We start from the raw sequence: 19468 nt of genomic DNA, 5'->3' as shown, positions 1-19468 counted from the left end.
ACGCCGGGAGGTTCTACGCTGGTGGACTGCGCTGCCAATTGGTCGCCAGCGCTGTCTGCCGAGTGAGGAATGACTGCCGTCATGCCAGAGTTTGCGTACACCGACCTGCTGCCCCTGGGCGAGGACACCACCCCCTACCGGCTGGTGACCGCCGAGGGCGTGTCCACCTTCGAGGCGGATGGCCGTACGTTCCTCAAGGTCGAGCCGGAGGCGCTGCGCAAGCTCGCCGAAGAGGCCATCCACGACATCCAGCACTTCCTGCGCCCCGCGCACCTCGCGCAGCTGCGCCGCATCATCGACGACCCCGAGGCCTCGTCGAACGACAAGTTCGTGGCGCTGGACCTCCTCAAGAACGCGAACATCGCGGCGGCCGGCGTCCTGCCGATGTGCCAGGACACGGGCACGGCGATCGTGATGGGCAAGCGCGGCCAGAACGTCCTCACCGAAGGCGGCGACGAGGCGGCGCTCTCCCGCGGCATCTTCGACGCGTACACCCGCCTGAACCTGCGCTACTCGCAGATGGCCCCGCTCACCATGTGGGAGGAGAAGAACACCGGCTCGAACCTGCCCGCGCAGATCGAGCTGTACGCGACCGACGGCGGCGCGTACAAGTTCCTCTTCATGGCCAAGGGCGGCGGCTCGGCCAACAAGTCCTTCCTCTACCAGGAGACCAAGGCGGTCCTCAACGAGGCCTCCATGATGAAGTTCCTGGAGGAGAAGATCCGCTCGCTCGGTACGGCGGCCTGCCCGCCCTACCACCTGGCGATCGTGGTCGGCGGCACCTCCGCCGAGCACGCGCTGAAGACCGCCAAGTACGCCTCGGCGCACTACCTGGACGAGCTGCCGCGCGAGGGCTCCGCCCTGGGCCACGGCTTCCGCGACGAAGCCCTCGAGCAGCAGGTCTTCGAACTCACCCAGAAGATCGGCATCGGCGCGCAGTTCGGCGGCAAGTACTTCTGCCACGACGTGCGCGTGGTCCGCCTCCCCCGCCACGGCGCCTCCCTCCCGGTCGCCATCGCGGTCTCCTGCTCGGCGGACCGCCAGGCGGTCGCGAAGATCACCGCCGAGGGCGTCTTCCTGGAGCAGCTGGAGCGGGACCCGGCGCGGTTCCTGCCGGACACCACGGACGCGCACCTGTCCGACTCCTCGGACGTCGTCTCCATCGACCTGAACCAGCCGATGGAGACGATCCTCGCGACCCTCACCCGGCACCCGGTCAAGACCCGCCTGTCCCTGACCGGCCCGCTGGTCGTGGCGCGCGACATCGCGCACGCCAAGATCAAGGAGCTGCTGGACTCGGGCGCCGAGATGCCGCAGTACCTGAAGGACCACCCGGTCTACTACGCCGGCCCGGCGAAGACCCCCGAGGGCTACGCCTCGGGCTCCTTCGGTCCGACCACGGCCGGCCGGATGGACTCCTACGTCGAGCAGTTCCAGGCCGCGGGCGGCTCCAAGGTCATGCTGGCCAAGGGCAACCGCTCGCAGCAGGTGACGGACGCCTGCGGCGCGCACGGCGGCTTCTACCTCGGCTCGATCGGCGGGCCGGCGGCGCGCCTGGCCCAGGACTGCATCAAGAAGGTCGAGGTCCTGGAGTACGAGGAGCTCGGCATGGAGGCGGTCTGGAAGATCGAGGTCGAGGACTTCCCGGCCTTCATCGTGGTCGACGACAAGGGCAACGACTTCTTCCAGAACCCGGCCCCGGAGCCGACGTTCACCCACATCCCGGTGCGCGGCCCGGGCCTGTAGCCGCAACTGCCGAGGGCCCCTCCCCCGTTTGGGGGAGGGGCCCTCGCCCATATCCGCCGAGCGGCAGATGGATCGGCGGCGGGCCCCGGCGAGGCTGTTCCCGTACCCAAACAGCGCACCCTCACCGGGAGTTCACGATGAACCGCACGCGCACCCTTGTCCTCGCCGGAGCCGCAGCCGCCCTGGTGGCGACCTTGATCGGTGCGGCTCCGGCCCCGGCGGCCCCGGCCGCCGCGCCGAAGCTCGCCTCGGTGCACGGGGCCGGCACCGTGGTCTTCCCCTACGCCCCCAGGGAGGATGACATCCGCTTCACGGTCGACGCCGAATCGGCCCCGTGGAGCAGGCCCCTCCCGTCCAAGGGCCTGGAGCAGGGCCTGCCGACCGACGCCCGTGGCCGCGTGACCGTCTACCACCACATGCCGGCGGGCAACTTCACCGCCGTCGCCGAGGCGGAGGTGGACTGCATGGTCACCGGCGGCAGGACGGCCACGGTCACCGCGGTGGTCAAGACCTCGAACGTCGGCTGGGAGGGCAAGCGGATCGGCATCAGCGTCCAGGACGGCGAACGCGGCGGCCCGGACCGCGTCGGCTTCTCCTGGGGCATCGTCAACGTCGACGTGAAGCCCGACGGCTCGGTCGCCGAGCCGGTGGTGGGCACCTGCATGGCCCCGGCCCCCTTCACGGAGGTCACCAAGGGCGGCTTCAAGGTCACCCCGGCCCCCCTGGCCCCGCGCCCGTAGCGGGTCGGCCGGGGACGGGGCCTGGGACCGGCCCCGTCCAGCCCCCGCAGGGCCCCGGCACGGTTAACGTCGGCGACGCAGGCCCGCGCCTGTTCGTTCACCACGGATTGCAAGGATGTCCGCATGACGCAGACGCAGCTCGCCACCGCCCGCGCCGTGCGCGTGGTCGCCCACCGGGGGGCCTCGCACGAGCACCCCGAGCACACGATCGCCGCGTACCGGCAGGCCATCGACGACGGGGCCGACGCGCTCGAGTGCGACGTACGGCTGACCGCCGACCACAAGCTGGTCTGCGTGCACGACCGGCGCGTCGAGCGGACCTCCGACGGGCGGGGCGTCGTCTCCGAGATGACGTACGAGCAGCTGCGCGCGCTCGACTTCGGGGCGTGGAAGGGGGCCGCGCACGCCGGGGCCCGGGTGCTGCTCTTCGAGGACCTGCTCCAGGAGGCACTGGCGGCACCGCACCCGGTCGGGCTCGCGGTCGAGACCAAGCACCCGTCCCGCGCGGGCGGCCGGCTGGAGGCCGAGCTGGTGCGGATGCTCAAGGAGTACGGTCTCGCGGACGGGGCTTCGGGGCGCGTCGAGGTCATGAGCTTCTCGCGCACCGCGCTGACCCGGATGCACCGGCTCGCGCCCGGCCTGCCCGCCGTGTTCCTGATCGAGCGCGCGATCCGCCCGGTGCGGCCCCCGTACGCGACCCACGCGGGCCCGGGCATCGACCTCGTGCGGCGGGACCCGGGCCTGGTGGCCCGGCTGAAGGCCAAGGGGCTGTCCGTACGGGTGTGGACCGTGGACGAGGCGGAGGACGTCGAGCTGTGCGTACGGCTCGGCGTGGACACGATCATCACCAACCGGCCGCGGGACGTGCGCAAGCTGCTGCTGGACATGTGAGCACCCGGCCGGGGTGCGCCGGCCGGGTGTGGGGGGTCGTACGGGCGGTGTTACGCGAAGCGCTGCGACGCCGAGCCGTTGCAGGTCTGCAGGCGCAGCGGGTCGTGGGCGGCGGCCACGGTCAGGCACATGCCCGGGGATGCGGCGGGGCGCAGGGTGGCCCCGTCGCGGACGAACTGCTGGTTCGCGCCGCCGTGGCAGTTCCAGAGGATCAGGCCGGTGCCGGCGCCGTAGTTGGCGCCCGGGGTGTCGAGGCAGCGGTCCTGGGTCAGTTCGATGTGGACGGACTTGCGGGCGGTGTCGTACCACCAGCCCTGGTTGCGGCCGCCGTGGCAGTCCCAGCCCACGATCGCCGTCTCATTGGCGCTGGAGCCTCCGTTCGCGTCGAGGCAGGTGCCGTTCGCCTCGTTCTTCAGGGGCCTGAACTTGTCGTCCCAGGCCCCGGCCTGCAGGACGGCGGTGCCGGTGCTCGCCGGGTCGGCGCAGGAGGCCTCGCGCAGGCCCGAGGCGTACAGCTGGGTCAGGCAGGACGCGAACGCGCCGTGGCCCCGGTAGTTGGGGTGGAAGGACTGGCGGGCGGTGTTCTCGTCCCACGGGAAGTGGTCGCCGAGGTCCAGGTAGAGCCCGCGGGCCCAGGCGTCCTCCATGCACACCTCGTGGCCGTGGAAGAGCCGCGAGTTGTCGAGGTAGACGGCGCCGGAGTTGCGCGCCGCGTCCCGCATGCCCTTCTCGAAGGTGGGCACCGCGTAGTTGCGGCCCCAGGTGGCGTCGGAGTCGTAGCCGGCGCAGCCTCCGGGGAGCTTGCCGGGGAAGTTCGGGTTGTCGTAGAAGTCGGGGCCGATGGGGCTGGGGTAGCCCATGACGACCAGCTTGTAGTCGGAGTCGGCGTAGCCGGCGTCGCGCATGACCGTCTTGAGGTCGGCGACCGTGGCCTCGACCTTGGGCTTCAGGCCGTCGACGCGTGCCTGCCAGCCGGGCGCGTACTTGGGCTCGCAGGTGCCCTGGCTGAGCACCCAGCGGGTGACGCAGTCGGTCATGACCGGGCCGAACTGCAGGTCGTCGTTGGCCCCGGCGACCAGCAGCACCATCTTGATCTTCGTGTTGCGGGCCTTGATGGCCAGGCTGTCGCTCTGTACCAGCTCGTCGGCGTACTGCTTGCTGCCGCCGATCCTGATGTTGCCGGTGTACCCGCCGGAGCAGGCGACGTTGAAGGTGAGGTCGGCCGCGATGCCCGTGCGGTGGATCGCCGCGTCGGGCGAGCGGTGGCACTGGTTGGACGGGGTGTTGGTCGCGGGGTCGTAGTTGCCGACACCCTCGCCCGAGATCTCGCTGTCGCCCAGCGAGATCAGGCCGGTCTTGCGCTCGCCGAGCGGGCGGATGGCCGGATCGCCGTAGATCTTGGTGGCTTCCGCCGCGCGGATCGCCTCCAGCTCGGGCGGGAGGGGGGTCACGGCCGCTGCCGCTGTTGCCATGGGCACCGCTGCCTGGGCCGTGGGGGTGATCGCGGTGACGCCCCCGAGGGCGGCCGCGGCCGCCGCGACGGCGGCGAGGGTAGATCTGAGCCTGGGTTTCCTGTGTGCACGTGTCATGAATGCCTCCCCGAGTGCCGGTGTTACCCCCGGTATTTACTGGTCAGTAGGGGAGTTGGGAACACTTCGAACAAGACAATTGCTCAACTTTTAGAGGAGGCCACGAAAATGACCGATCACCAGCAGGCCGAAGAGTTCCGGGTCGAGCACGACTCCATGGGCGCCGTACGGGTGCCCGCCCACGCCAAATGGCGCGCTCAGACCCAGCGCGCGGTGGAGAACTTCCCCATCTCGGGACAGCGGCTGGAGCGCGCCCACATCGAGGCGCTCGCCCGCGTCAAGGCCGCGGCCGCCCGCGTCAACGCACGCCTCGGCGTCGTGGAGCAGGACGTCGCCGAGGCCATCCGGTCCGCCGCCGCCGAGGTCGCGGAGGGCCGCTGGGACGACCACTTCCCCATCGACGTCTTCCAGACCGGCTCGGGCACCTCGTCCAACATGAACACCAACGAGGTGATCGCCACCCTGGCCACCGAGCGGCTGGGCCGGGAGGTCCACCCCAACGACCACGTCAACGCCTCGCAGAGCTCCAACGACGTCTTCCCCTCGTCCATCCACATCGCCGCCACCGCCGCCGTCACCCGCGACCTGGTCCCCGCACTCGAGCACCTCGCCGCCGCGCTGGAACGCAAGGCCGCCGAGTTCGGGCAGGTCGTCAAGGCCGGGCGCACGCACCTGATGGACGCCACGCCGGTCACCCTGGGCCAGGAGTTCGGCGGGTACGCCGCCCAGGTCCGCTACGGCGTCGAGCGGCTGCGCGCCGCCCTGCCGCGGCTGGCCGAACTTCCGCTGGGCGGCACGGCGGTGGGCACCGGGATCAACACCCCGCCCGGGTTCTCCGCCGCCGTGATCGCCGAGGTGGCCGCGGACACCGGGCTGCCGCTCACCGAGGCGCGCGACCACTTCGAGGCCCAGGGGGCGCGGGATGCGCTGGTGGAGACCTCGGGGATGCTCCGTACCATCGCCGTCTCGCTCACCAAGATCTCCAACGATCTGCGCTGGATGGCCTCCGGCCCGCGCACCGGATTGGCCGAAATCAATCTCCCGGATCTCCAGCCGGGATCCTCGATCATGCCGGGGAAGGTCAATCCGGTCGTCCCGGAGGCCGTCCTGATGGTCGCCGCACAGGTGATGGGCAACGACGCCACCGTCGCGGTGGCGGGCGCGGCCGGCAACTTCGAGCTCAATGTGATGCTCCCGGTGATGGCCCGCAACCTCCTCGAATCGGTCCGGCTGCTCGCCAACTCGAGCCGCCTGCTGGCCGACCGCACGGTGGACGGGATCACCGCCAATGCCGAGCGGGCCAGGGAGTACGCCGAATCCTCGCCCTCCGTGGTGACCCCGCTGAACCGGTACATCGGCTACGAGGAAGCGGCCAAGGTCGCCAAGAAGTCCCTCGCCGAGCGGAAGACGATCAGGGAGGTCGTGCTCGAGTCCGGCTACGTCGACCGCGGCGCGCTCACCCTGGAGCAGCTCGACGAGGCGCTGGACGTCCTGCGCATGACGCACCCCTGAGCAGCCTCCGGACAGGGTCCGAATCCGGTCGTTTACCGTCCCCGACCCCCTCGGTGACCTGCACCGCAGCATCCGCGGGGGCGCCCGCCCTAAGATCTGCGCATGACAGGTACCTTCAGGCCTGCGGGCAGCGCCGCGCACCCGCGTGCGCAGGGCACGCACTGGGCGCCCGGGGAGCAGATCCTCTGGCGCTACCGCGACCACGCCCCCGGGCTGAAGGGCCAGGTGCACATCTGCCGCCCCGTGACGGTGGTGCGGGACACCGCGGAACTGCTCGCCGTCTGGATGGCCCCCGGCACCCAGTGCGTCAAACCGGTGCTCGCCGACGGCACCCCCGTCCACGAGGAGCCGCTCGCCACCCGCTACACCGCGCCGCGGACCACCGTGCGGTCGCGCTGGTTCGGCGCGGGCGTGCTGAAGCTGGCGCGCCCGGGGGACCCGTGGTCGGTATGGCTGTTCTGGGAGCACGGCTGGCGGTTCAAGAACTGGTACGTGAATTTGGAGGAGCCCCGGTCGCGCTGGGCCGGCGGCGTGGACTCCGTGGACCACTTCCTCGACATCTCCGTCTACCCGGACCGCAGCTGGAAGTGGCGGGACGAGGACGAGTTCGCCCAGGCGCAGCGCTCCGGACTGATGGGGCCGCAGGAGGCGGACCGGGTGCGGGAGGCCGGCCGGGCGGCGGTCCGGGTCATCGAGGAATGGGGTGCGCCGTTCCGCGACGGCTGGGAGAACTGGCGGCCGGATCCGGCCTGGACGGTTCCGGAACTGCCGGAGGACTGGGACCGCACCCCGGCGCATATGACCTCATGAGACCCTTGATGCGCCCCTGGGGTGCAAACGTAGGATCGTCCTCCGCAAGGTTGCGCGCGCGGGGCGGCGCGATGAGACCCTGTGTGCGCAAGTGTCGTGCCGTACGCGGGATTTGACCGGAGGTCGACGCAGGGCGAGAGGTAACGGGGGAGACGCGGAATCGCGGGGTGATGGTGCCCCGGCCGCTGAGCGGGTATACCGCGACTGACCGAGTTGAGTGCAGCGCACATCGAGCGCAAACGGACGGAATTCCACGCGTGACGGAGTACCCCACCTCTCAGGAGGGCCCGCAGCCCGTCGCCTCCGGCGGAGGTACGGACGAGGCCGGCCACGGCAAGGCGCCCATCGCCGCTGCCGAGGCCGTACGCACGCATGCCGCCGGCGCCGGCCCGGCCGCCGGACTCCCCCGGCCCCGCAGCAAGGCCTCGGCCGCAGCCGCGGCCGCCTCGGCCGACGTACCGGCTGCCGCCGCAGGACCCGGCGAGGGCCAGGGCAGCGCCCGCGTCCGGGACGGCGCGGCCGCCCGCAACGCGGCGGGCGGCGCCGGGCACGGCGGCCCCTCCGAGCCGCCCCGCCCGCGCGAGGCCGCGCCGGGGGACGGCTCCGGCGCCGCGCCCCGTACGGACGGGACCGCCGGGCAGGACATCGCGTACCGCGCCGGAGTCGAGCGGCTCGGGGGCGGCGGGGCCGTGATGCCGGTCGTGGCCGGAGAGGTCAGCGCCGCGCGCCGCGAAGGGGACCGGCTGCGCTTCGTCGGCGCCGCCACGCGGCGGATCGCCCGCGGCATCGACCTCGACGAGATCGTGCTCGGCCTGTGCCGGGCCACCGTGCCGACGTTCTCGGACGCCATCCTCGTCTACCTGCGCGACCCGCTGCCGGTCGGGGACGAACGCCCCGTCGGCCCGGTCGTTTTAAGGCTGCGCCGCACCGACCGGCTCCGGCCGATCGACGATCTCACCGATGCCGCGTCGGGCGGCACCATCGGCGCGGGCCTGGACCTCGCCGGGGCCGCGGGGGCCACCGGCGAGCTCGACTTCAGCCAGTTGCCGCTGGTCGGCCCGCAGGGTGACCTGCCCGCGGCCGAGCTGTGCGAGATCCGCTCCGGCGGCGCGCTCGCCGAAGTGCTCCGCGGCGTACGGCCCGTCTTCGGGTCCTCGGCGGCCGCCAAGGCCGCCCTGCCCGAGCTGCTGGGCGGGGACCACCCGCTGCCGCGCGGCAACCGGGCCGTGCTGGCGCCGCTGCGCGGGCGCCGCCGGGTGATCGGCGCCGCCGTGTTCCTGCGCAGCCCCGAACGGCCGGCTTTCGAGCAGAACGACCTGCTGGTCGCCGCCCAGTTGGCCACCCACACCGCGCTCGGCATCGACAAGGCGGTCCTGTACGGCCGCGAGGCGTACATCGCCGACGAGTTGCAGCGCACCATGCTGCCCGACAGCCTGCCCCAGCCCACCGGGGTGCGGCTCGCGTCGCGCTACCTGCCCGCCGCCGAGACGGCCCGCGTCGGCGGCGACTGGTACGACGCCATACCGCTGCCCGGCAGCCGGGTCGCGCTCGTCGTCGGAGACGTCATGGGCCACTCCATGACCTCCGCCGCGATCATGGGCCAGCTCCGCACCACCGCCCAGACGCTGGCGCAGCTGGACCTGCCGCCCGCCGAGGTACTGCACCACCTGGACGAACAGGCCCAGCGCCTCGGCTCCGACCGCATGGCCACCTGCCTGTACGCCGTCTACGACCCCGTCTCGCACCGGATCACCATCGCCAACGCCGGCCACCCGCCGCCGGTGCTGCTGCACCTGGGCGGCCGCGCCGAGGTGCTCCGCGTACCCCCCGGCGCCCCGATCGGCGTCGGCGGCGTGGACTTCGAAGCCGTGGAGCTGGACGCGCCCGCCGGGGCCACCCTGCTGCTGTACACCGACGGGCTGGTGGAATCCCGGCTGCGGGACGTGTGGACCGGCATCGAGCAGCTCCGGGAGCGCCTGGCGACCACCGCGCAGCTGACCGGCCTGGACCACCCGCCGCCGCTCGAGGCCCTGTGCGACGACGTGCTGGACATGCTCGGCCCGGGCGACCGGGACGACGACATCGCGCTGCTCGCGGCCCGCTTCGACGGGATCGCGCCCAGTGACGTGGCGTACTGGTTCCTGGACCCGGAGGAGACCGCTCCGGGCCGCGCCCGCCGGTTCGCCCGCCGCGCCCTGACCCGCTGGGGCCTGGAGGAGCTCCAGGACTCGCTGGAGCTCCTGGTGAGCGAGGTCGTCACCAACGCCGTCCGGTACGCGGAGCGGCCCGTGACCCTGCGCCTGCTGCGTACGGACGTACTGCGCTGCGAGGTCGGCGACGACTCCCCGCAGCTGCCGCGCCAGCGCCGGGCCCGGGACACCGACGAGGGCGGCCGCGGCCTGTTCCTGGTGAACCGGATGGCCCGCCGCTGGGGCGCCACCCGGCTGAGCAGCGGCAAGGTCGTCTGGTTCGAGCTGCCGCTGCCGGGGGCCCACGAACGGCGCTGACGCCCGCGCCACGCGAAACCGCCGCCCCGCAGCCCGAAGGCTGCGGGGCGGCGGTGTGCCGGCGTCCGGTGTCCGGTGTCCCGGGTCAGTTCCCCTGCGTCTGCGGGAACAGCGGCGGGTCCGGCGGCTTCGGGCCGCCGGTCTTGGTCGCCGTCGGAGTCGGGGTCGGCGTCGGAGTCGGCGACTTCGTCTGGGTGTTGGTCGGCGTCGGGGTCGGCGTGGGGGTCGGCGTGTTCTGCGGCGGGGCGCTGCTGGTCGGCGGCTGGCTGGAGGGGCTCTGCGAGGCCGACGGGGAGGGACTGCGGGACGGCGCCTGCGTGGCGCCCATCTCCGCCTCGGACACGTCGAACTCGCTCGTCTTCACGCCCTTGAGCGCGGCCAGCGTGTACGCCTTCCAGATCTCGGCGGGGAAGCTGGAACCGCCCGCGCGGCCGCCGCCGGCGGTGCCGGTGAGGGTGACCTGCTTGTGGGTGCCGGGCTCCTCGCCGAACATCGCGACGACGGTGACCAGTTCGGGGGTGTAGCCGGTGAACCAGCCCGCCACGTTGGACTCGGTGGTACCGGTCTTGCCGGCGGCCTCGTAGGCGCTGCTCTTGACCTTGCTGCCGGAGCCGTCGTTGACCACGCCGGTGAGCACCTTGGTGACGGTGTCGGCGGTCTGACGGCTGATGGCCTGGCTGCCGACGGCCTGACGGGGAGTGAACTCGCCGTCCTTGTGCTCGGCGCTCTTGATGATGGTCGGCGTGACCTTCTTGCCGTGGTTGCCGAGGGTCGCGTAAACCCCCGCCATCTCCAGGGTGTTGGCGCTCATGGTGCCGAGCGACATGGCCGGCTTGTCCTCGGGCCAGCCGTCGCGGTCCTTCATGCCCATCGCGAGGGCCGTCTCCTTCACGTCGGGCGGGCCGACGTCCACGATCATCTGCGCGTAGACGGAGTTGACCGAGAAGTTGGTCGCCTCCTGGACGGTGATCTCCTTGCCGAAGTCCTTGTCGTCCTGGTTCTGCGGGTTGAACGGGATCTTGCTGCCGACGACCGGGCGCTTGCTGGTGCCGTCGTAGAGCGCGTTCGGGGTGATCGGCTTGCCGTCCTGGGTCTTGGCGTTGTTCTCCAGGGCGGAGGCGAGCACGATCGGCTTGAACGTCGAGCCGGGCTGGTAGTCCTTGCGCAGGGCGTTGCTCTGGTCCTTCTCGGCCAGGCCCTGGCCGCCGTACATGGCGACGATCGCGCCGGTCTTCGGGTCCACCGAGGTGGCACCCGCCTGGACGCTCTGGTCCTGGGGGCGGTTCTTGGTGTCCTTGCGGTCGAGCTTGGACTCCAGCTCGTCCTGGACCGCCGTCTCCAGCGCCGCCTGCTTCTTCGGGTCGATGTTGAGCACGATGTTCCAGCCGCCGGCCGCGATCTGGGCGTCGGTGATCTTCTGCTCGTTCATCTCGTCGTTGGCCGCCTGGATCAGGTAGCCCTTCTGGCCGTCCATGCCCGGGCGGGGCTTGGGCTTGATCGGCGGCGGCAGGGTCATGGTCTTGCGCTTGGCCTCGTCCAGCTTGCCCATCTCGACCATGTTGTCGAGGACGGCGTTGAAGCGGATGTTGACCAGCTTCGTGCCGTTCGGGCCGGCCGTCGCCAGGTCGTACTGGCTGGGCGCCTGGATGACGGCGGCGAGGTAAGCGCCCTGTTCCAGCGTCAGCTTGTCGGCGTCCACCCCGTAGAAGGCCTGGGCCGCGGCCTGGATCCCGTACGCGTTGCGACCGTAGAAGTTGGTGTTCAGGTAGCCGGCGAGGATCTCGTCCTTCTCCATGCGCCGGTCGACCTTGAGGGAGATCACCAGCTCCCGGAGCTTGCGCGTCGCCGACTGGTCCTGCGTCAGGTAGTAGTTCTTGACGTACTGCTGAGTGATCGTCGAGCCGCCGGCCTTGCCCTTGCCGGTGACGGTGTTGAACAGGCCGCGGGCCACGCCCATCACGTCGATGCCGCGGTCCTTGTAGAAGGACTTGTTCTCGATGGCGATGAAGGCGGTGCGGACGTCTTCGGGGATCTTGTCGATCGGGACGATCTCGCGGTTCATCTCACCGGTGCGGGCCATGATCGAGCCGTCGGCGTACCGGTAGGTGTTGCTCTGGAGCGTGGCCTGCTTGTTCGGGTCGGTGGGTTCGTTCACCGAGAAGTAGAGGACGACCGCCGCGGCCATGAGGAGCAGGATCAGCCCGAGGAACGTCCCGAGGATCTTCCTCCAGGTGAAGAAGCGGCGTATGCCGGTGCGTTTGCCTGCGCCGCCCTTGCCCTTGGCGCCCTTGGCACGTCCGCTCGGCGCCCGCCGCGCACCGCGCTGCTGCTGCGCCCTACGCGCTTCTGCTCGGCCCATCGCTCCCGCTCCGCTCGATTACCCCCCGACGTCAGCTCAGAAAGCTAACACCGCAGGCTGTGACAAAGGTTGGCCAACCGTGACCAATACCGGTCAATTCGGACGTGAGAATCAGCACCCACACCACAGGAACCGACGCACACGATGCCCCAAGGGTTGCCGTAGGCGAAAAAAGTGATATCACTTTGCTAAGCAGCTCGACCGGCTGCGACCACGAGAAACGGGGCAAACCATGACGAACGACGTCTCCACGCCGCAGGGCGTACGGGAGTTCACCGCGCGCAGCGTCGGCGGCGGCCTGGCGCTGCTGCTCGGGCTGGCGGGTGTCGCGGCCGGGGCGGGCCTGATCACGGCCGGCGCGGTGATGACGGCCGTTGCCGCCAAGGTCTCGCTGATCGCGGCCGGAGTGCTGCTGGTCCTCGCCGCGCTCATAGCGATGAGCGGCCTCAACACGATCGCGCCGGGCGAGGCCCGGGTGGTCCAGCTGTTCGGCCGCTACCGGGGGACGATCCGCGCGGACGGCCTGCGCTGGGTCAACCCGCTGACCTCCCGGGAGAAGATCTCCACCCGGGTGCGCAACCACGAGACGGCCGTCCTGAAGGTCAACGACGCCTACGGCAACCCCATCGAGCTGGCCGCCGTCGTGGTGTGGCGGGTCGAGGACACGGCACGGGCCACCTTCGAGGTCGAGGACTTCACGGAGTTCGTCGAGACCCAGACCGAGGCGGCCGTCCGGCACATCGCGATCGAGTACCCGTACGACGCGCACGAGGAGGGCGGCCTCTCGCTCCGCGGGAACGCCGAGGAGATCACCGAGAAGCTCGCCGCCGAGCTGCACGCCCGGGTGGACGCGGCCGGGGTGGCCATCATCGAGTCCCGCTTCACGCATCTCGCGTACGCTCCGGAGATCGCCTCCGCGATGCTCCAGCGCCAGCAGGCGGGCGCGGTCGTGGCGGCCCGCAAGCAGATCGTCGAGGGTGCGGTGGGCATGGTCGAACTGGCCCTGACCCGCCTGGCCGAGGAGGAGATCGTGGACCTGGATCCGGAGCGCAAGGCCGCCATGGTCTCGAACCTGATGGTGGTCCTCTGCGGAGACCGCGCGGCGCAGCCCGTGGTCAACACGGGCACCCTCTACCAGTGACCCCGGCCGAGGCCGGGCGGCCCGCCCGCAAGCAGGTGCTGCTGCGGCTGGATCCGCTGGTGTACGACGCGCTGGCCCGGTGGGCGGGCGAGGAGCTGCGCAGCGCGAACGCCCAGATCGAGTTCCTGCTGCGGCGGGCCCTCGCGGAGTCCGGCCGCCTCCCCTCGGGGCCGGGGCCGATCCCCCGGCGCGGCCGCCCCCCGAAGTCCTCGGACTGACCCACCGCGGCGCCCCGGCCGGGTCCAGGGCGGAGCCCCGGCCGCGGCGTCGCGCACAGAACCGTGACAAACCTTGCTGACCAGCGAGAACGGCACCAAGCAGCGTGGCTATACACCCGGCATATACATCGCAGGTATACACCCGGTGTACAGTCCTGCGCATGTCCATCGGTCACACACTCCTCGGCCTCCTCGAGGCCGGCCCCCGCCACGGATACGACCTCAAGCGCGCCTTCGACGAGAAGTTCGGCCACGACCGCCCCCTCGCCTACGGGCAGGTCTACTCGACCATGTCCCGCCTCCTGAAGAACGGCCTCGTCGAGGTCGACGGGATCGAGAGCGGCGGCGGCCCCGACCGCAAGCGGTACGCCATCACCGATGCCGGCATCACCGACGTCGAGACCTGGCTCTCGCAGCCCGAGAAGCCCGAGCCGTACCTCCACTCGACCCTGTACACCAAGGTCGTCCTCGCCCTGCTCACGGGCCGCAGCGCGGCCGGGATGCTCGACAGCCAGCGCGCCGAACACCTGCGCCTCATGCGCATCCTGACCCAGCGCAAGCGCAAGGGAGACCTGGCCGACCAGCTCGTATGCGACCACGCCCTGTTCCACCTGGAGGCCGACCTGCGGTGGCTGGAGCTCACCGCCGCCCGCCTCGACCAGCTCGCCCAGGAGGTACGCCGATGACCCCGGCCGGTTCCCTGCTCGCCGCCACCGGCCTCCGCAAGGCGTACGGGCCCACCCGCGCCCTCGACGGCGCCGAGTTCTCCGTCCACCCCGGCGAGGTCGTCGCCGTCATGGGCCCCTCCGGATCCGGCAAGTCCACCCTGCTGCACTGCCTCGCCGGGATCGTCCCGCCCGACTCCGGCAGCATCACCTACGCGGGCCGCGAACTGTCCGCCATGAACGACGCCGAGCGCAGCGCCCTGCGCCGCAGCGAGTTCGGCTTCGTCTTCCAGTTCGGGCAGCTCGTACCGGAACTGACCTGCGCCGAGAACGTCGCCCTCCCCCTGCGCCTCACCGGCGCCAAGCGCAAGGAGGCCGAACAGACGGCCCGGGAATGGATGGAGCGGCTCCAGGTGGAGGACCTGGCCGGCAAGCGGCCCGGGGAGATCTCCGGCGGCCAGGGCCAGCGCGTGGCCGTCGCCCGCGCGCTGGTCACCCGGCCCCGGGTGATCTTCGCGGACGAGCCGACCGGTGCCCTGGACTCCCTCAACGGCGAACTGGTGATGCAGCTGCTCACCGAGACCGCCCGGTCCGCCAGCGCCGCCGTCGTCCTGGTCACGCACGAGGCCCGCGTGGCCGCCTACTCCGACCGCGAGATCGTCATACGCGACGGCAGGTCCCATGACATGGAGCGCATCGTATGAGCACGCTCCGGACGTGGTTCCGCGACCTCGCCATGGGCGCCCGGTTCGCCTTCACCGGCGGCCGGGAGGGCTGGACCCGCACCCTGCTCACCGGCACGGGCGTCGGCCTCGGCGTCGCCTTGCTGCTCATCAGCACGGCGATCCCCGGCGCGATCGCCGCCCGCACCGAGCGCGGCGATGCCCGCTCCACCCTGGGCGCGCCGACGGCCGAGGCGCCGGGCCGCGACACCCTGCTCAGCGCGCGCGCCGGCCAGACCTACCACGGCGAGGACATCGAAGGCCGCCTGGTGTACGCCGAGGGGCCGGACGCCCCCGTCCCGCCCGGCCTGAGGAAGATCCCGGGCCCCGGCGAGCTGGTCGTCTCCCCCGCTCTGGACGACCTGATGAAGTCAGCGGACGGCGCACTGCTGCGCGAGCGACTCGACGGCGACATCACCGGGGTCATCGGCGACGCCGGACTGACCGGCCCCGGCGAACTCCTCTTCTACCTGGGCAGCGAGCAGCTCTCCGAAGCGGCTTCGGCCACCAGCCACAGCTACCGGGTCCAGCGCATCACCGGCTTCGCCCACGCCGTGCAGGACCAGCCGCTCAGCCCGGTCCTGCTGCTCCTGGTCGTCCTCACCTTCGTCGCCCTGCTGCTGCCGGTCGCCGTGTTCATCGCCGCGGCCGTCCGCTTCGGCGGCGAGCGCCGCGACCACCGGCTCGCCGCCCTGCGCCTGGTCGGCGCCGACAGCCGCACGGTCCGCCGGATCGCCGCGGGCGAGGCCCTGGCCGGGTCACTGGCCGGGCTCGTGCTGGGCACCGGCTTCTTCCTGACCGGGCGCCGGCTCGTCGGCAGCTTCAGCTTCCAGCAGCGCAGCGTCTTCCCCGCCGACCTCGATCCGGCGGTGTGGCTGGCCGCCCTCGTCGCGGTCGCGGTGCCGGCCGCGGCCGTCGCCGTCACCCTCTTCGCGCTGCGCGGCGTGGTGATCGAGCCGCTGGGCGTCGTACGGACGGCCCGGCCGGGCAAGCGCCGCATCTGGTGGCGGCTGCTCCTGCCGCTGGCCGGACTGGGCCTGCTCGCACCGATGGCGGGCCGCGGGAACAGCGGCGGGAACTTCAACCAGTGGCAGGTCAGCGCCGGCGTGGTGCTGGTCCTGGTCGCCATCACGGTCCTGCTGCCCTGGGTACTGGAACGGTTCGTCGGCCGGATGTCCGCCGGTCCGGTCTCCTGGCAGCTGGCCGTGCGCCGCCTCCAGGTCAACAGCGGCGGCGCCGCCCGTCTCGCCAACGGCATCGCCGTGGCGGTCGCGGGCGCCATCGCCCTGCAGATGCTGTTCGCGGGCGTCGAGGGCGAGTACACCGCCGAGACCGGACAGGACCCCTCCCGGGCCGCCGTCTCGATCCTGATCGACCGCGACTCCAAGGTCGACGTGGACCGGCTGGCGCAGCAGGTCGCCGCGGCCGACGGCATCGTCACGGCGGTGCCGCTGCACTCCGCCACCGCCGCCCGCGAAGTCGCCGACGGCAAGCTCGTCGAGGTCACCATCGGCAGCTGCGAGGCGCTGCGCGAAGTGGCAGTGCTGGACTCCTGCAAGGACGGCGACGTCTTCCTGGCCACCGGCGCCCCCGCGGGGGGCGGCCGGTACGGCCATACGGCCGCACCCGGCGACACGCTCTTCGTGGGCAACGTGCTGGGCTACGCGGACGAGGTCAAGCCCGTCGAGTGGACCGTGCCCGCCGCCGCACGGTCCGTGGCCAGCCGCCCCGACCCGGTCGGCAACCTGCGCTCCGGTCTGCTGGTGACCCCGTCGGCCGCGCCGAAGGACGCCCGGGGACTCGGCTCGACCCAGATCTTCGTGCAGGCCGACGAGTCGGTCCCGGACGGACTGGAGCGGGCGCGGACGGCCGCCTTCAAGGCGTCTGCCCTGTCCACCGCGATGACGTTGCGGGCCACGCACCATGACGGCGGCTACTCGGCGATCCGCACCGGGCTGTTCTTCGGGGCCACCGCCGTGCTGATCCTCATCGGCTCGAGCCTGCTCGTCTCCCAGCTGGAGCAGCTGCGCGAACGCAAGAAGCTGCTGTCGGCGCTGGTCGCCTTCGGTACCAAGCGCTCCACGCTGAGCCTGTCCGTGCTGTGGCAGACCGCCCTGCCGATCGGTCTGGGGCTGGGCCTGGCCGCCGTGTTCGGGGTGGGCCTGGGCACCGTACTGACGCGGATGGCCGCGGCCCCGGTACGGATCGACTGGCTGTCGATCGCGGGCATGACCGGCATGGCCGCCGGTGTGGTCGCGCTGGTCACGCTGTTGACCCTGCCGCCTCTGCTGCGCCTGATGCGCCCGGACGGCCTGCGCACGGAGTAGGACGCGACAGCGCGTACGCCCGCTCCCCCGCCGGTCAGTCGGTCGGCCACACCGGGAGCGGGCGTACGGCTTCGCGCAGCGAGGCCGCGATCGCCCGGAACTCCTCCTGACGGGCCGTGCCCGTCCGCATGGCCAGGGCGATCCGCCGGGACGGCGCGGGCTCGGCGAAGTACCCGGTGGCCAGGTACTCGTTGCGGGTGGTCTCCAGCCGCAGGGCGGTACGCGGCAGCAGGGTCACGCCCAGCCCCCCGGCGACCAGCTGGACGAGGGTGGACAGCCCGGCGGCGGTCGTGGTGACGTCCGCCCCGGCGGTGCGTCCGGCCTCGCGGCAGATGTCCAGGGCCTGGTCGCGCAGGCAGTGCCCCTCGTCGAGCAACAGCAGCTGCAGCCCGCGCAGCTCCTCGCGCGGGATGTCCTTGCGCCCGGCCAGCGGATGCTCCCGCGGGGCCAGCAGGACGAAGTCCTCGTCGAAGACGGGCAGTTCGGTGACCCCGGGGACGCCCAGCGGCACCGCGAGGAGCAGCAGGTCGAGGCGCCCGCCGGCCAGCCCGTCCAGCAGCGAGGCCGTCTGCTCCTCGTGCACCTGGAGGTCCATCCGCGGATAGCGCCGGTGGAACAGCCCGAGCACGGTCGGCAGCAGGTACGGCGCCACGGTGGGGATCACCCCGAGCCGCAGCACCCCCGTGAAGGGCGCCCGTACCGCCTCGGCTTCCTCCAGCAGCCCGCCCATCGCCTCGAGCACCACCCGCGCCCGGGCCGCGATCCGCTCCCCCGCCGGGGAGAGCAGCACCTTGCGGGTGGTCCGCTCCAGCAGCTGCACCCCGAGTGCCTCCTCCAGCGCGGACACCGCCCCGGACAGCGCGGGCTGGCTCATCCCGATGGCGGCGGCGGCGTCCCGGAAGTGCAGGTGCTCGGCCACGGCCGCGAAGGCGCGCAGCTGCGCCAGGGTGGGTTGCTTCGCTCCCCTATTACCGACAGCCACTGATAGGCACCTCCGATCACCGGACTCAAGTCTAGCTATTTCCGTAATCAATGCAGCTGTGTCAGCATGTGAGATCCGTCCAACCCCCTTGGAAAGCCCCCAAAAGGGTCACTTTCCTGTCCGCAAGGAGAGCACGTGCTCACTGTCGGTGACAAGTTCCCCACCTACGATCTGACCGCTTGCGTCTCGCTCGAGGCAGGCAGCGAGTTCGCCCAGATCGACCACAAGGCCTATGAGGGCAAGTGGCGCGTGGTGTTCTTCTGGCCGAAGGACTTCACCTTCGTCTGCCCGACCGAGATCGCCGCGTTCGGCAAGCTGAACGAGGAGTTCCAGGACCGCGACGCCCAGATCCTCGGCGTCTCCGGCGACTCCGAGTTCGTCCACCACGCCTGGCGCAAGGACCACGCCGACCTGCGCGACCTGCCCTTCCCGATGCTGGCCGACTCCAAGCACGAGCTCATGCAGGCGTGCGGCATCCAGGGCGAGGACGGCTTCGCGCAGCGCGCCGTCTTCATCGTCGACCAGAACAACGAGATCCAGTTCACGATGGTGACCGCCGGTTCCGTGGGCCGTAACCCCAAGGAGGTCCTGCGGGTCCTCGACGCCCTGCAGACCGACGAGCTGTGCCCCTGCAACTGGAACAAGGGCGAGGGCACCCTGGACGCCGGCGCGCTGCTGGCCGGTGAGTGACGGATGTCCCTCGACTCCCTCAAGTCCGCCATACCGGACTTCGCCAAGGACCTGAAGCTGAACCTCGGTTCGGTCATCGGCAACCAGGACAAGCTCTCGCAGCAGCAGCTGTGGGGCACCGTGCTGTCCTGCGCGATCGCCGCCCGCTCCCCGCGCGTCCTGCGCGAGCTGGAGCCGGAGGCCAAGGCGAACCTGTCGCCCGAGGCGTACACCGCCGCCAAGTCCGCTGCCGCGGTCATGGCGATGAACAACGTCTTCTACCGCACCCGGCACCTGCTCTCCGACCCGGAGTACGGCACGCTGCGCGCGGGTCTGCGGATGAACGTCATCGGCAACCCGGGTGTGGAGAAGGTCGACTTCGAGCTGTGGTCGCTCGCGGTCTCCGCGATCAACGGCTGCGGCCAGTGCCTGGACTCGCACGAGCAGGTCCTGCGCAAGGCCGGCGTCGACCGCGAGAGCGTCCAGGAGGCCTTCAAGATCGCTTCGGTGATCCAGGCCGTCGCGGTCACCCTCGACGCGGAAGCGGCGCTCGCCGCCGAGTAGTCACCCGTACGGGCACCAGGGCCCCG

Annotated in this window: 16 protein-coding genes; 13 read left to right on the top strand and 3 right to left on the bottom strand. The window is 71.6% G+C overall.

The genetic code is table 11. From position 1 onward, the window contains the following. Window positions 1–81 precede the first annotated feature (81 nt). From ACIPUC_RS21150 to ACIPUC_RS21140, 3 genes are all read left to right on the top strand, one after another. Window positions 82–1746, top strand: a complete 1665-nt coding sequence (locus ACIPUC_RS21150; RefSeq protein ID WP_446591258.1) for a fumarate hydratase — start codon at window positions 82–84, stop codon at window positions 1744–1746. Window positions 1747–1883: 137 nt separating this feature from the next. Beyond that, entirely contained in the window at window positions 1884–2486 is a 603-nt protein-coding gene (locus ACIPUC_RS21145) for a hypothetical protein (protein ID WP_446591256.1), read from the top strand. 123 nt (window positions 2487–2609) lie between these two features. After that, on the top strand, window positions 2610–3377 hold the full coding sequence (locus ACIPUC_RS21140) for a glycerophosphodiester phosphodiesterase (RefSeq protein WP_446591255.1): 768 nt from the start codon (window positions 2610–2612) through the stop codon (window positions 3375–3377). A 50-nt stretch (window positions 3378–3427) separates the two neighbouring features. On the opposite strand, the gene ACIPUC_RS21135 is transcribed toward ACIPUC_RS21140, so the two are convergent. Next, window positions 3428–4966 carry a ricin-type beta-trefoil lectin domain protein gene (locus ACIPUC_RS21135; RefSeq protein ID WP_446591253.1) on the bottom strand — a complete coding sequence of 513 codons (1539 nt, stop codon included), beginning with the start codon at window positions 4964–4966 and terminating at the stop codon, window positions 3428–3430. A gap of 108 nt (window positions 4967–5074) precedes the next feature. Here ACIPUC_RS21135 and ACIPUC_RS21130 point away from each other — a divergent pair, with 108 nt between their 5' ends. The 3 genes from ACIPUC_RS21130 to ACIPUC_RS21120 all read left to right on the top strand — a co-directional run bounded on the left by ACIPUC_RS21130 (window position 5075) and on the right by ACIPUC_RS21120 (window position 9795). Beyond that, entirely contained in the window at window positions 5075–6478 is a 1404-nt protein-coding gene (locus ACIPUC_RS21130) for a class II fumarate hydratase (RefSeq protein ID WP_446591252.1), read from the top strand. A 102-nt stretch (window positions 6479–6580) separates the two neighbouring features. Continuing rightward, complete coding sequence (gene fomD / locus ACIPUC_RS21125) at window positions 6581–7288, top strand: cytidylyl-2-hydroxypropylphosphonate hydrolase (RefSeq protein ID WP_446591251.1); 708 nt, start codon at window positions 6581–6583, stop codon at window positions 7286–7288. 257 nt (window positions 7289–7545) lie between these two features. After that, complete coding sequence (locus ACIPUC_RS21120) at window positions 7546–9795, top strand: SpoIIE family protein phosphatase (RefSeq protein ID WP_446591249.1); 2250 nt, start codon at window positions 7546–7548, stop codon at window positions 9793–9795. Between the two features lie 85 nt (window positions 9796–9880). On the opposite strand, the gene ACIPUC_RS21115 is transcribed toward ACIPUC_RS21120, so the two are convergent. Beyond that, window positions 9881–12154, bottom strand: coding sequence for a transglycosylase domain-containing protein (locus ACIPUC_RS21115; RefSeq protein ID WP_446591247.1), 2274 nt, complete (start codon window positions 12152–12154; stop codon window positions 9881–9883). Window positions 12155–12386: 232 nt separating this feature from the next. Here ACIPUC_RS21115 and ACIPUC_RS21110 point away from each other — a divergent pair, with 232 nt between their 5' ends. From ACIPUC_RS21110 to ACIPUC_RS21090, 5 genes are all read left to right on the top strand, one after another. Further along, complete coding sequence (locus tag ACIPUC_RS21110; RefSeq protein WP_446591246.1) at window positions 12387–13295, top strand: SPFH domain-containing protein; 909 nt, start codon at window positions 12387–12389, stop codon at window positions 13293–13295. Further along, on the top strand, window positions 13292–13513 hold the full coding sequence (locus ACIPUC_RS21105; protein WP_446591244.1) for a hypothetical protein: 222 nt from the start codon (window positions 13292–13294) through the stop codon (window positions 13511–13513). The genes ACIPUC_RS21110 and ACIPUC_RS21105 overlap by 4 nt, the downstream gene beginning before the upstream one ends. A 161-nt stretch (window positions 13514–13674) precedes the next feature. Next, window positions 13675–14199, top strand: coding sequence for a PadR family transcriptional regulator (locus ACIPUC_RS21100; RefSeq protein ID WP_446591242.1), 525 nt, complete (start codon window positions 13675–13677; stop codon window positions 14197–14199). Further along, on the top strand, window positions 14196–14882 hold the full coding sequence (locus tag ACIPUC_RS21095; RefSeq protein ID WP_446591240.1) for an ABC transporter ATP-binding protein: 687 nt from the start codon (window positions 14196–14198) through the stop codon (window positions 14880–14882). Before ACIPUC_RS21100 ends, ACIPUC_RS21095 begins: the two co-directional genes overlap by 4 nt. After that, window positions 14879–17227 carry an ABC transporter permease gene (locus ACIPUC_RS21090; protein WP_446591239.1) on the top strand — a complete coding sequence of 783 codons (2349 nt, stop codon included), beginning with the start codon at window positions 14879–14881 and terminating at the stop codon, window positions 17225–17227. The genes ACIPUC_RS21095 and ACIPUC_RS21090 overlap by 4 nt, the downstream gene beginning before the upstream one ends. 34 nt (window positions 17228–17261) lie before the next feature. On the opposite strand, the gene ACIPUC_RS21085 is transcribed toward ACIPUC_RS21090, so the two are convergent. After that, window positions 17262–18209 (bottom strand): LysR substrate-binding domain-containing protein, encoded by a 948-nt coding sequence (locus tag ACIPUC_RS21085; protein ID WP_446591238.1) that lies wholly within the window; start codon window positions 18207–18209, stop codon window positions 17262–17264. Between the two features lie 135 nt (window positions 18210–18344). Between ACIPUC_RS21085 and ACIPUC_RS21080 the strand changes: the two genes are divergently transcribed. Together ACIPUC_RS21080 and ACIPUC_RS21075 are read left to right on the top strand one after the other, a co-directional pair. Then, window positions 18345–18899 carry a peroxiredoxin gene (locus ACIPUC_RS21080; RefSeq protein WP_446591236.1) on the top strand — a complete coding sequence of 185 codons (555 nt, stop codon included), beginning with the start codon at window positions 18345–18347 and terminating at the stop codon, window positions 18897–18899. A 3-nt stretch (window positions 18900–18902) separates the two neighbouring features. Beyond that, window positions 18903–19442, top strand: coding sequence for an alkyl hydroperoxide reductase (locus tag ACIPUC_RS21075; RefSeq protein WP_446591234.1), 540 nt, complete (start codon window positions 18903–18905; stop codon window positions 19440–19442). Window positions 19443–19468 lie beyond the last annotated feature (26 nt).

Source organism: Streptomyces sp. LARHCF249 (assembly GCF_052871255.1).
The sequence above is the reverse complement of the archived record's forward strand: the minus strand, read 5'-3'. Positions and strand labels throughout refer to the sequence as shown.